This is a genomic window from Pseudomonas sp. S2_B07, from assembly GCF_054668435.1.
In genome coordinates this window covers 3,387,521-3,400,291 of record NZ_CP162769.1, presented here as the reverse complement: position 1 = coordinate 3,400,291, position 12,771 = coordinate 3,387,521, and the positions used below count along the sequence as shown (strand labels likewise).

Below are 12,771 nucleotides of genomic sequence, written 5' to 3'. Positions count from 1 at the left end.
AAATCTCAAAGGGCGTGCGCTGTTCTGGACTCGAAAGCGGCGACAACGAAACCCGCCAGGGGTGGCGAAGTGTCTTTGAGATAGGGGATTTGGAGCTTAGTTCCGAAGGGTGCGCCCGCTGGCGGGGCGCACCGATCAACGGCATCAGACAGCGGCAGGGCGCAGGGAGTAGGTCTTCAACTGGTCGGCGAAGTCACGCAGGGATTGAATCCCGCTGGCCTCAGCTTCATGCACCCAATCCTTGATGGCGGCGAGCATGTCGTGACCATTTGAGCTGGTCTTGACCCAGATCTGCTGCAAGGCCAGGCGTTTTTCGTAAATTACCTTCAGCGCCTGGCTGTGTTCGAGCATGGTCTGGATGCGAACGTGGTGTTTTTCGTCCAGCAGGCTGGTTTCCCGCGAAAGCAGGCGCTTGGCGCGATGGAATTGATGGCGGACCGAGTGATCGACCTTTTCCAGTTCTTGCTTGACCAGAGGCGCGATCACCAATTTGCGGTACTGGGCCATGATCTGGAAGCGGTTGTTGAGGATGGCCATGGCAGTGTCCATGTCCAGGCTGCCTTTGCCTTCAACCCGGTGCGCGATCGGGGCGACCCGCTGGACCTTGGCCAGACGGAAGAAACTGAAGACCTGGATCCAGGCCCAACCGAGGTCGAACTCCCACTTCTTCACCGACAATTTTGCCGAGTTAGGGTAGGTGTGATGGTTGTTATGCAGCTCTTCACCGCCGATCAGGATGCCCCAAGGCACCAGATTGGTGGCGGCATCGCGGCATTCGAAGTTGCGGTAGCCGATGGCATGGCCAAGGCCATTGACCACGCCGGCGGCCCACACAGGGATCCACATCATCTGGATGGCCCAGATGGTGATGCCGATGGTGCCGAACAGCAGCAGGTCGATGACACCCATGATCGCCACACCCAACAGCGGGAATCGGCTGTAGAGATTACGTTCGATCCAGTCTTCGGGGCAGTTCTTGCCGTAGATGCGCAGGGTCTCCGGGTTTTCCGCTTCGGCGCGGTACAACTCGGCACCTTTGCGCAAAACGGTGGAAAGACCTTTGACGACCGGGCTGTGCGGATCATCGACGGTTTCGCATTTGGCGTGATGCTTGCGGTGGATAGCGGTCCACTCGCGGGTGTTCTGCGCCGTGGTCAACCACAGCCAGAAGCGGAAGAAATGTTTCAGGCCGGCATTGAGCTCAAGCGAGCGATGGGCTGAATAACGATGGAGATAGACCGTGACGCCAACGATCGTGACGTGGGTCATCAGCAGGGTGACTGCCACCAGTGACCAGGGCGACAAGCCGAGTAAACCTTCGTACCACATAGGCTGTAGGGCCCTCGATAAAGAAAAAAACAGCCGTTGCATTATCACTAAGCCTACGGATAAAACCAGTCGCCCTTTCAGATAAGAGTGGCTGGATGTGTCCTTGGCCTATAATTCCAACCTTTCTGTAGGGACATGGACGTTCTAATGTCTGCCACCTATCGCGACGCCTTGCGTGCAGCGCTGCTTTACCTGTTGCTTTCAGTCGCCTGGATGGCCGTCAGCGGCTATGTATTGAACAGTTTCTTCGATAGCTCTGCCGAGCTATTGCGATGGCAACTGATCAACGGTTATTTCTGGGTGGTGCTCAGTGCCGGTTTGATCTTCCTTGCCCGGGCCCGACTGTTCAAATGCCTGGGGATCGGCGCCAGGCTGCGCGAGCGCCATGCCGACCGTGAGCGTTTGCGCCAGGCCGCCGCCGTGTTCGATTGCACCCGTGAGGGCGTGTTGGTCACCGATAGCAATGGGCTGATTGTCCATGTAAACCGGGCCTTCATGGCGATCACCGGTTATCAGTGTGATGAGGTGCTGGGCCGGCAACCCAGCCTGTTCAAATCCGGCCATCATCCGCCAGCGTTTTACCAGTCGATGTTCGCGACACTCAACAGCACCGGTGAGTGGAGCGGGGAGATCTGGAATCGCCGTAAAAGCGGTGAAATCTACCCACAATGGCAAACCATCCGCATCATCCATGACGATCAGGGCCTGCGTAGCCACTACGTGGCGGTGTTTTCCGATATCAGTGCGATCAAAAATTCCGAGCACGAACTCAAGCATCTGGCTCACCACGATCCGCTGACCGATCTGCCCAATCGACTGCTGTTCACCGACCGTGTCGAACAGGCACTGGCATCGGCGCAAATCCATAAACGGGGCTGCGCGTTGCTGATGATCGACCTGGATCACTTCAAGATGATTAACGACAGCCTCGGGCATACCGTCGGTGATCAACTGCTGAAGGCGGTGGCCGAGCATTTGAATGCCATGTTCGGCCCAGGCATGACCCTGGCGCGTCTGGGCGGTGACGAATTTGCGGTGCTCGCCGAAAGCTGTCCGCAAGTGGCACAAGCCGCGGCGCTGGCTCAGCGAATCATCGATGGCCTGCGGGAGCCGTTCCACATTGATGGGCATCGACTGTTTATCAACGCCAGTGTCGGCATCAGTCAGTTTCCGAGTGATGCCTTGAGTGCCGAGCAAATGTTGCGCAACGCCGATTCGGCCTTGTTCAAGGCCAAGAGTGCGGGCCGGGATGGCTACGCGCTCTATACCGAAGAATTGACCGCCCATGCCCAGCAGCGGGTCGAAATGGCCTTTGAGCTGCGCCGCGCGCTCCAGCAGCAAGAGCTGCGCGTCTATTACCAACCCGTGCATGACCTCAAAACCAGTCGCCTGATCGGCGTCGAAGCACTGGTGCGTTGTGCGCATCCGCAGCGCGGGCTGGTGTCGCCGGCAGAGTTCATCCCCATCGCCGAGCGTACCGGGCTGATTGCCGAGATTGATGCCTGGGTTATGCAGCAGGCCTGTCAGCAAATGTGTCAGTGGCGAGCGGCGGGTGTGGGGTTGGCGTTTGTGGCGGTAAATGTCTCATCGCGACTGTTTGCCCGACGCGAGCTGTATCAGCAGGTGGCTCAGGTGCTTGATTCGACGGGGCTTGATCCGGCGTATCTGGAGCTGGAAGTGACCGAAAGTGCAGTGATGGAGGATCCGGAGGTGGCGCTGGAGCAGATGCATCGCCTGCGCGAGCTGGGTGTGCGGCTGGCCATCGACGATTTCGGCACGGGATATTCGTCCCTGCTGCGGCTCAAGCGATTGCCGGTGCAGAAACTCAAGATCGACCAAGGCTTCGTCGCCGGGTTGCCGTGTGATGAAGATGACGCGGCGATTGTGCGAGTGATCATTGCCCTGGCGCAGAGCATGGGGATGCAAGTGCATGCCGAGGGGATCGAGCAGGTCGAGCAGGCCGGATTCCTGCTCGAGCATGAATGCGATCTGGGGCAAGGCTACTGGTTTGGGCGACCGGTGCCGGCAGAGCAGCTGGATTGGATGTGCGCGCCCATTATTCGCTAAGCCCGTGTTCGATCATTCCCACGTGCTGTGTGGGAACGATCAGTCTTTAAGTTATATAAACATTCTTAAATAGTCTTTTTAAGAATATCTACTCCTCACTACTATTGGTCTCACGCCGCAAGCAGTGCCGCCACTGCCAGGCAACCTCTCAGTTGAAGGAGCAGCACCATGAGCGCATCCCTACGTAGTGTTGATGGCCAAGACGAAGCAGCCATTTTGCGTGAGATCCAGAGCGCATTGCGCGATCTGCGCTTTGGGGCTGTGGAGATCACTGTGCATAACGCCCAGGTCGTCCAGATCGAACGCAAAGAGAAATTCCGTCTGCAGAACCCGAGCAACAAGCCGAGCTAAGCAACCGGCAATCCGCTTCCCGCCTCCATAAAAAAAAGCCAACACAAACAGAATTCCAGGAGCTTTCACCATGTCGTCGATTCGTCATTTCGCTTTGGCCGCCCTGGCCAGCGCCCTTTTTGCGGGATCCGCGGTTGCCAAGGATTACGAGCTGCTCAATGTGTCGTACGACCCGACGCGTGAGCTGTACCAGGACTACAACGCCGAGTTCATCAAGTACTGGCAGGCGGATCACGCCGGCGACACTGTAAAAATCCAGCAATCCCATGGTGGTTCGGGCAAGCAGGGCCGCGCGGTGATCGACGGTCTGCGTGCCGACGTCGTGACCCTGGCCCTGGCGGGTGACATCGACGAAATCGCCAAACTCGGCAAGACCCTTCCGGCTGACTGGCAGAAGCGTCTGCCAGAAGCGAGCACGCCGTACACCTCGACCATCGTGTTCCTGGTGCGCAAAGGCAACCCGAAAGGCATCAAGGACTGGGGCGACCTGGTCAAGAACGATGTCTCGGTCATCACCCCGAACCCGAAAACCTCCGGCGGCGCCCGCTGGAACTTCCTCGCGGCCTGGGCCTATGGCCTGAAAGCCAACGGCGGTGACGAAGCCAAGGCCAAGGACTACATCCAGACCCTGTTCAAACACGTGCCTGTGCTGGACACCGGCGCTCGCGGTTCGACCATCACCTTCGTCAACAACGGTCAGGGCGACGTGTTGCTGGCCTGGGAAAACGAAGCGTTTCTGGCGCTGAAAGAAGACGGCGGCGCCGACAAGTTTGAAATCGTCGTGCCTTCGCTGTCGATTCTTGCCGAGCCGCCAGTGGCCGTGGTCGACAAGAACGCCGAGAAAAAGGGCAACGAGCAGATCGCCGAAGCGTACCTCAAGCACCTGTACAGCCCGGCCGGTCAGGAAATTGCCGCGAAAAACTTCTATCGTCCACGTGACAAGGACGTGGCTGCCAAGTACGCCAAGCAGTTCCCGACCCTGGACCTGGTGACCATCGACAAAGACTTCGGCGGCTGGAAAACCGCGCAACCGAAGTTCTTCAATGACGGTGGCGTGTTCGACCAGATTTATCAGGCGCAGTAGTCTTAAATAGCCATCAACGAGCCCCGATTTAGCCGTCGGGGCTTTGCGCGTTCTCAACCAAGGACTTTTATGTCGCGTCGTATCTCCCCCGTCATACCCGGCTTCGGGCTGACGCTGGGCTACACCTTGGTGTACCTCAGCCTGATTGTGCTCATTCCACTGGCGGCGATGTTCGTGCATGCCGCCCAACTTACCTGGGATCAGTTCTGGGCAATTATCTCGGCGCCACGGGTGCTGGCAGCGTTGAAGCTGAGCTTCGGCACCGCGCTCTATGCCGCGATCATCAACGGCGTGATCGGCACGCTGCTCGCCTGGGTGCTGGTGCGCTATACCTTCCCCGGTCGCAAAGTCATCGACGCAATGATCGACTTGCCCTTCGCGTTGCCGACGGCGGTGGCCGGTATCGCGCTGACGGCGTTGTACACCCCCACCGGTTTGGTCGGTCAGTTTGCAGCGGACCTGGGTTTCAAGATTGCGTATACCCCCCTCGGCATCACCCTTGCCCTCACTTTTGTGACACTTCCATTCGTAGTACGTACCGTACAGCCAGTATTGGCTGATATCCCGCGTGAAGTGGAAGAAGCGGCGGCGTGTCTCGGGGCAAAACCGTTACAGGTGTTCCGTTACATTCTGGTGCCCGCATTGCTCCCGGCATGGCTGACGGGGTTCGCGTTGGCCTTTGCCCGCGGGGTCGGCGAGTACGGGTCGGTGATTTTCATCGCCGGCAATATGCCAATGAAAACCGAGATCCTGCCGCTGCTGATCATGGTCAAGCTCGACCAGTACGATTACACCGGCGCCACGTCCATTGGTGTACTGATGCTGGTGGTTTCCTTCGTCCTGTTGCTGCTGATCAACTTGCTGCAACGTCGCATCGAAACCCCATAAGGAGGCGCGAACCATGTCCCAATCGTCTATTGCGGCCGCCTCTTCGGCCAACGCTGCGCGCCGTGGCAGTGCCACCTCGCGAAGAATCCTGATCGGCCTTGGCTGGCTGATTTTTGCGCTGTTTCTGCTGTTGCCGCTGTTCATCGTGGTGTCCCAGGGCCTGAAGCTTGGCCTGGGTGCGTTCTTCACCGCGATCTTCGAACCGGATGCGTTGTCGGCGCTGAAACTCACGGTGATCGCCGTGCTGATTTCGGTGCCGTTGAACCTGGTGTTCGGCGTCAGCGCCGCGTGGTGCGTGAGCAAGTACTCGTTCCGCGGCAAGAGCATGCTGGTCACGTTGATCGACTTGCCGTTCTCGGTATCGCCGGTGATTGCCGGCCTGGTCTACGTGCTGATGTTCGGCGCCCAGGGCCTGTTCGGGCCGTGGCTGCAGGATCACGACATCCAGATCGTCTTCGCCTTGCCGGGTATCGTGCTGGCGACGATTTTCGTCACCGTGCCGTTCGTGGCGCGTGAGCTGATCCCGCTGATGCAGGAACAGGGCACGCAAGAGGAAGAGGCCGCGCGCCTGTTGGGCGCCAATGGCTGGCAGATGTTCTGGCACGTCACCGTTCCCAATATCAAATGGGGCCTGATCTACGGTGTGGTGCTGTGTACCGCGCGGGCGATGGGTGAGTTCGGTGCGGTGTCGGTGGTTTCCGGGCACATTCGCGGGGTAACCAACACCCTGCCGCTGCACGTCGAGATCCTCTACAACGAATACAACCACGTGGCCGCGTTCGCGGTAGCGAGCCTGTTGCTGATCATGGCGCTCTTCATCCTGCTGCTGAAGCAGTGGAGCGAAAACCGTATTAACCGCCTGCGCGCCAGCGCCGCGGAGGAATAATTCATGTCGATCGAAGTGCGTAACGTCAGCAAGAATTTCAATGCGTTCAAGGCGCTGGACAACATTAGCCTGGACATCCAGAGCGGTGAACTCGTGGCGCTGCTCGGCCCGTCGGGGTGCGGTAAAACCACGCTGCTGCGAATCATCGCCGGCCTGGAAACCCCGGATCAGGGCAACATCGTGTTCCACGGTGAAGACGTCTCCGGCCACGACGTGCGTGATCGCAACGTTGGCTTCGTGTTCCAGCACTACGCCTTGTTCCGCCACATGACCGTGTTCGACAACGTCGCGTTCGGCCTGCGCATGAAGCCGAAAAAACAGCGCCCGAGCGAAAGCCAGATCGCGGTAAAAGTCCACGAACTGCTGAACATGGTGCAACTGGACTGGCTGGCGGATCGCTACCCGGAGCAACTCTCCGGTGGTCAGCGTCAGCGTATCGCCCTGGCTCGCGCCTTGGCGGTCGAGCCGAAAGTGCTGCTGCTCGATGAACCCTTCGGCGCCCTCGACGCCAAGGTCCGCAAAGAACTGCGCCGCTGGTTGGCGCGGCTGCATGAAGACATCAACCTGACCTCGGTATTCGTGACCCACGACCAGGAAGAAGCCATGGAAGTCGCCGACCGTATCGTGGTGATGAACAAAGGCGTGATCGAGCAGATCGGCTCACCGGGCGATGTCTACGAAAACCCGGCCAGCGATTTCGTTTATCACTTCCTCGGCGATTCGAACCGTCTGCATCTGGGCGAAGACAATCACGTGCTGTTCCGTCCGCATGAAGTGTCGCTGTCACGGCATGAACTGGAAGATCACCATGCGGCTGAAGTGCGCGATATCCGTCCGTTGGGCGCGACGACCCGGGTGACGCTGAAAGTTGAAGGTCAGAGCGAATTGATAGAGGCGGAAGTGGTGAAGGACCATGACAGCCTGATCGGGCTGACGAAGGGCGAAACGCTGTTCTTCAAGCCCAAGGTCTGGCAGAAACTCGCCAACCTCTAAAGCAAAAGCATCGTCGGAACGCCGCCCGGAGCAAGCCCGCTCCCACATTGGATCTATGGTGTACATAGAAACTCTGTGGGAGCCTGCTCGCGAAGGCGTCTTATGCCGCAGCGCGATTCGGATTGATTCTTACACCCCCGGCCCGCGCCTCGATCTGCTCTTTCAGGTCATGCCGCAACCCCAACAAAAACGCCAACTCCGCCACCACAAACAACGGCCCGACAATCAACCCGGTCACGTCATCGACAAAGGCCGGCTTACGCCCTTCATAGTGATGCCCGACAAACTGAATCGCCCAGCCCACCACAAACATCCCGATTCCGCTCGATAGCCAGACCAGCATGCTTTGCTGCGCCAACACCTGGCCCGCCCAAACCGACAGCCCCAGCAACACGGTCATCAGCACCCCAAGGCGCAACTCCAGGCGCAGGTAAAACCACGCCGACGCCAACGACACCAGCACCGCCGGCGAAAGCCAGCCTCCGGCCCATTGCGGCCGCGACAGCAGAACCGCAACGGCCACCACAATCAACGGAATACCGATAAAGTGGCTGGCGATGTTGCGCGGATCACGGTGGTAGGCGGCGTATTGACTGAGATGGTCAACGAGGCTTTTCATTGTTATTCCTCCTGTAGGGTGATTGATCATGCCCCGGGTTCATTTTCCGCTCTGTCAGGCAGGCGACAATCTCCAGGAGTTTCCATGGACATGCAGGTTTGGCGCTCGCGCTTGATGAGCGGCCAGTGGTTCAGTCATCTACCTGTTCCCTTTCAGGATAGTCTGCTGGCCGCGGCCCGGCTGCGGCGCCTGTCGTCCGGGCAATTGCTGTTCAAACGCGGCGATCCGCCGTGCGGGTTGTATGCGGTGCTTGAAGGCTCGGTGCGCATCGGCGCGGTCAGTGAGCAAGGCAAGGAAGCGCTGCTGAGCCTGGTGGAACCGCCGCACTGGTTTGGTGAAATCTGCCTGTTCGACGGTCAGGCGCGGACCCACGACGCCTTCGCTGTGGGGACGTGTACCCTGTTGCACATCCCGCAAGCGGCACTGCTTAAGTTGCTCGACGAACAACCGGTGTACTGGCGGCAACTGGCGTTGCTGATGAGCCACAAGTTGCGCCTGACCTTCATCAACCTCGAACAACTGAGCCTGATGCCCGCCCCGGCGCGTCTCGCCCATCGCTTGCTGATGATCGCTGCAGGCTACGGCGAAATCGATCCACCCCGCCGGGTGCTGCAATTGCCACAGGAGCAGTTGGCGTCGCTGCTGTCGTTGTCGCGCCAGACCACCAATCAGTTGCTCAAGGATTTGCAGGGCCAGGGAATCCTGAATCTCAAGTACGGCGAGATCGAAATTGTCGATGCCGAGCGGTTGCGGGCACTGGCGATTTTTTAACGCGCGACGTTATTGGTGGGCTTTGCCCGCGAAGGCGCCTAGCCTGTGACGACGATAATCGAGGTGTGCCATGCGTGTACTGCTAGTAGAAGACGAACCGGAGACCGCCAAACTCCTGGCCAACGGCCTGAACGAGGCGAGCTATTCGGTGGATGTCGCGCTCAACGGCATGGACGGCCGGCGTTTCATCGAGACCGGCGAATACTCGCTGATCATCCTCGACGTAATGCTGCCGGGGCTCAACGGCTGGCAGTTGCAGCAACAGATCCGCAAGCTCGGAGAGACGCCGGTGCTGTTCCTGACCACCAAGGACGGCATCGAGGATCGCCTGCGCGGATTGGAGTTGCATGAGGACGATTATTTGCTCAAGCCGTTTGCGGTGAGCGAGTTGGTGGCGCGGGTGCGCAAGTTGTTGCGGCGGGATCGCGGGCGCTGAAGCTTTTTTGTGGTGTCTGATCCGGACTCATCGCGAGCAGGCTCGTTCCCACAATTGATCTTCAGAGAACTCAAAATCCCATAAAAACGCAGAACCACTGTGGGAGCGAGCCTGCTCGCGATGAGGCCGGGCGAGGCGACCCAATGTCTGGGCCGGTCAGCGCAACCCATCCCGAAACTGCCCCGGCGTCATCCCCGTCCAGCGCTTGAACGCGCGGCTGAAGCTGCTGGTATCGGCAAACCCCAGCAAGTAACTGACCTCACTCAACGAGCATTGCGGGTCGCGCAGGTGCAGCAGCGCCAGGTTTTCGCGACTTTCATTGAGCAGCGTATCGAACCGACACCCCTCATCCGCCAAATGCCGTTGCAGGCTGCGCAAGCTCAGGTGCAGGGCCTTGGCGATGTGTTCGGCGCTGGGTTCGCCTTCGGGCAATTGCTCTTCGATGGCGTCACGGACCTTGCGCTCCCAGGTCAGCGGTTTGAGCTGTGCCAAGGCGCGGTTGAGCACGGTTTCGTTGTGTTCAGCCAGTTCCGGGTTGGCGTCATCGAGGTGGCTGTCGAAATCCACCAGGGAAAACTCCACGCGGTCTTCTTCTGCCGAAAAATACACCGGTGAACGGAAGACTTTGTGCCATTGGTGGGCATCGGCGGGTTCCGGGCGGCGCAGGTACACCGCCAGCGGTGCATAGTCCCGACCGAGGCGATTGCGGCAGGTGCGTACGTAAATCGCCGTGAAGGCGTCGATGGCTTCGAACGCAGGTGCCGGGTTGCCCACAGGAATTTTCAGGCGAAAGCGGTAGCGGTCCTCGGTGCGGGTCAGCTCCAGTTCCAGGGCATCGCTGACCACCTGGTGATAACGCACGATGCGTTCGAACACCTCGCGCAAACTGCCGCTGGCCACCAGCGCATAACCGAGCGCATGAAACGTGGTGGGGCTGACGAAACGCGATACGCGCAGGCCGATTGCCGGATCGCCACTGACCTGCACGGCGATTTCCCACAGGCGCGTGGTGCCGGACAACGGGTAACGGGCGTTCGGGTCGTCCATCAATCGCGGGTCGAGCCCCGCCTGCTGGCACAGGGCGGTGCTGTCGAGGCCCAGCGCATCGAGCTGCTTGCGCAGGGCGCGGGTCCAGCTGGCGAGGGAGGTCGGTTCAGTCATGCTGATTGGCGCTTCCGGTCAACAGGTTGGCGTTCATGGCTACCACCTTGTAAACATTCGCAAGGCAGGATGCGAACATCAATAACCAGAGGATGGAAGCATGCACGGTACTTCTGCAAGTCCCCAGCGATTGAATGCAGCGCAGCGATCAGCACATATTCGTGAAGTGGTGCTGGCCAAGGGCGTCGAGCTGCGTCAGCGCTACCCGATTCTCAATCATCAGGACGCCCTCGGCGCCGGCATTCTGGCCTTTGCCCTGGCCGGGATGATCGGTTCGGCGGCGCTGTACATGACTGGCCACATGGCCTGGTGGGCGTGCTTGTTGCTCAACGCGTTTTTCGCCTCGTTGACCCACGAACTGGAACACGACCTGATTCACAGCATGTACTTTCGCAAACAGCGCGTGCCGCACAACCTGATGATGGGGTTGGTGTGGCTGGCGCGGCCGAGCACGATCAATCCGTGGATCCGTCGGCATCTGCACCTCAATCACCACAAGGTATCGGGCACTGAAACCGATATGGAAGAACGCGCCATCACCAACGGCGAACCCTGGGGATTTGCGCGGTTGCTGATGGTTGGTGACAACATGATGTCGTCCTTCATCCGCATGCTGCGAGCCAAGACCTGGGCGCATAAATTCAGCATCGTCCAGCGCACGCTCAAGGTCTACGCACCGCTGGCGTTGGTGCATTGGGGCGCGTGGTACGTGTTCCTCGGCTTCCATGCGATCAACGGCATCGCGTTCTTGATGGGCGCGCCAATCGAGTGGTCGGCGACGACGTTGTCGGTGATGCAGGTGATTGATATCGCGGCGGTGGTGATCATCGGCCCGAACGTGTTGCGTACGTTCTGCCTGCACTTCATCAGCTCGAACATGCACTACTACGGTGACATCGAGCCGGGCAATGTGATGCAGCAATGTCAGGTGCTGAACGCCGGGTGGCTGTGGCCGTTGCAGGCGTTCTGCTTCAACTTCGGCAGCAGCCATGGCATCCATCACTTTGTGGTGAAGGAACCGTTTTACATCCGCCAGATGACCGTGCCGGTGGCGCATAAAGTGATGCGTGAGATGGGCGTGCGGTTCAATGATTTCGGGACGTTTGGACGGGCGAACCGGTTTGAACGTAAAGACGCTGCACAACCTCGGGAGGTTCGTGCTGCTCAGGTATGAAGGATGAAATCGAAAACTCAAACACGATGTAAGCGATGGCAAAGGCGCCCGTCATCAATTTGACCCAAAGAGGCGATACGTTAAGGCACAAGCAGGAGGTGGGGCCGTCAACGTTTCGCTGATGGCTATATGCGTTTTAGATCTTATAAAGCAATTAAATATTCCTTTATAAGATAATCGTTTTAACCAATCATCGCTTCAGAGATTTTGAGTTTCCGGGGCCGTCTCCTTGGCAGGGTGCGGTCCTTTTTTTTGCTCTGAAAAATGCCTTGGCGATGAAACAGTGGGATTTGCTTATTCTATGCGGATCTTAATACATAGCTTCTTATTCCTTAACGAATATAAATCCCCTCCCTATACTCGATCAGGAACAGACACGCAGCAGGAGAGCTCCCCCCATGCGCAACGAATCAATTCGCTACCTGATTGTGCCGGGCTGGCAAGGGTCGTCGGAAGATCATTGGCAAAGCCACTGGCAGAACAGTCTGCCGAACAGCGCGCGGGTGGAGCAGGCAGATTGGCTGACGCCGCGTCGTGAAGACTGGGTTGCGGCGCTGGCCGAGGCGATTGCCGCCGACAGCACGCCGGTGATCCTGATCGCTCACAGCCTGGGTTGCATCACCGTCGCCCATTGGGCCGCCGCTGCGCCCGTACAGTTTCTGCGTCAGGTGCGCGGTGCCTTGCTGGTCGCGCCTGCGGATGTCGAGCGCCCGGCATGCGCGCCGGCGTTGCGCAACTTTGCGCCGATTCCCACCGACTTGTTGCCGTTCCCATGCCAGGTCGTCAGTTCCGATAACGACAGCGCCGTGAGTGCGCCGCGAGCCCTTGAACTGGCGCGCAACTGGGGTGCCGAGGCGGGGATTTTATCGGGGGCCGGGCACATCAATGTGAAGTCCGGTCACCAGCGCTGGGAGCAGGGTTTTGCCTACCTCTATCGCCTGCAGAACCGCATGGAACTTCACGCCCTGCGCCGCGCTTGAACCTTTTTTCCTTTTAGAATCGCCCCCGTCTC

General features: G+C 59.0%; 13 protein-coding genes. 10 read left to right on the top strand and 3 right to left on the bottom strand.

The features are described 5' to 3' along the window. Positions 1-144: 144 nt before the first annotated feature. On the bottom strand, positions 145-1,329 hold the full coding sequence (gene desA / locus AB4N43_RS15630; RefSeq protein ID WP_027922276.1) for a delta-9 fatty acid desaturase DesA: 1,185 nt from the start codon (positions 1,327-1,329) through the stop codon (positions 145-147). Between the two features lie 147 nt (positions 1,330-1,476). On the opposite strand from desA, the gene dibA reads away from it, so the two are divergent. The 6 genes from dibA to AB4N43_RS15600 all read left to right on the top strand — a co-directional run bounded on the left by dibA (position 1,477) and on the right by AB4N43_RS15600 (position 7,598). After that, entirely contained in the window at positions 1,477-3,396 is a 1,920-nt protein-coding gene (gene dibA / locus AB4N43_RS15625; RefSeq protein ID WP_460151651.1) for a phosphodiesterase DibA, read from the top strand. Between the two features lie 168 nt (positions 3,397-3,564). Beyond that, positions 3,565-3,747, top strand: a complete 183-nt coding sequence (gene oscA, locus AB4N43_RS15620; RefSeq protein ID WP_027922274.1) for a sulfur starvation response protein OscA — start codon at positions 3,565-3,567, stop codon at positions 3,745-3,747. 70 nt (positions 3,748-3,817) lie between these two features. Next, on the top strand, positions 3,818-4,831 hold the full coding sequence (locus tag AB4N43_RS15615) for a sulfate ABC transporter substrate-binding protein (protein ID WP_059181841.1): 1,014 nt from the start codon (positions 3,818-3,820) through the stop codon (positions 4,829-4,831). Between the two features lie 69 nt (positions 4,832-4,900). Continuing rightward, positions 4,901-5,719, top strand: a complete 819-nt coding sequence (cysT, locus tag AB4N43_RS15610) for a sulfate ABC transporter permease subunit CysT (RefSeq protein ID WP_027922272.1) — start codon at positions 4,901-4,903, stop codon at positions 5,717-5,719. Positions 5,720-5,732: 13 nt separating this feature from the next. Then, the gene (cysW, locus tag AB4N43_RS15605; RefSeq protein WP_027922271.1) at positions 5,733-6,605 is read left to right on the top strand and encodes a sulfate ABC transporter permease subunit CysW; all 873 of its coding nucleotides are present in this window, start codon (positions 5,733-5,735) and stop codon (positions 6,603-6,605) included. Positions 6,606-6,608: 3 nt separating this feature from the next. After that, positions 6,609-7,598 carry a sulfate/molybdate ABC transporter ATP-binding protein gene (locus tag AB4N43_RS15600; RefSeq protein ID WP_027922270.1) on the top strand — a complete coding sequence of 330 codons (990 nt, stop codon included), beginning with the start codon at positions 6,609-6,611 and terminating at the stop codon, positions 7,596-7,598. A 100-nt stretch (positions 7,599-7,698) separates the two neighbouring features. On the opposite strand, the gene AB4N43_RS15595 is transcribed toward AB4N43_RS15600, so the two are convergent. Beyond that, a complete protein-coding gene (locus AB4N43_RS15595; RefSeq protein WP_027922269.1) occupies positions 7,699-8,217 on the bottom strand; it encodes an Mpo1 family 2-hydroxy fatty acid dioxygenase in 519 nt (172 codons plus the stop codon). Positions 8,218-8,301: 84 nt separating this feature from the next. Between AB4N43_RS15595 and AB4N43_RS15590 the strand changes: the two genes are divergently transcribed. Then, positions 8,302-8,988: a Crp/Fnr family transcriptional regulator gene (locus AB4N43_RS15590; protein WP_027922268.1), complete on the top strand. Its 687-nt coding sequence runs from the start codon at positions 8,302-8,304 to the stop codon at positions 8,986-8,988. Positions 8,989-9,058: 70 nt separating this feature from the next. Further along, positions 9,059-9,424, top strand: coding sequence for a response regulator (locus AB4N43_RS15585; RefSeq protein ID WP_460151648.1), 366 nt, complete (start codon positions 9,059-9,061; stop codon positions 9,422-9,424). Between the two features lie 156 nt (positions 9,425-9,580). On the opposite strand, the gene AB4N43_RS15580 is transcribed toward AB4N43_RS15585, so the two are convergent. Then, complete coding sequence (locus tag AB4N43_RS15580) at positions 9,581-10,585, bottom strand: AraC family transcriptional regulator (protein WP_310266294.1); 1,005 nt, start codon at positions 10,583-10,585, stop codon at positions 9,581-9,583. Positions 10,586-10,685: 100 nt separating this feature from the next. On the opposite strand from AB4N43_RS15580, the gene AB4N43_RS15575 reads away from it, so the two are divergent. Continuing rightward, a complete protein-coding gene (locus AB4N43_RS15575; protein WP_027922265.1) occupies positions 10,686-11,759 on the top strand; it encodes a fatty acid desaturase in 1,074 nt (357 codons plus the stop codon). A 398-nt stretch (positions 11,760-12,157) separates the two neighbouring features. Next, positions 12,158-12,739, top strand: coding sequence for an alpha/beta hydrolase (locus tag AB4N43_RS15570; protein ID WP_027922264.1), 582 nt, complete (start codon positions 12,158-12,160; stop codon positions 12,737-12,739). Positions 12,740-12,771 lie beyond the last annotated feature (32 nt).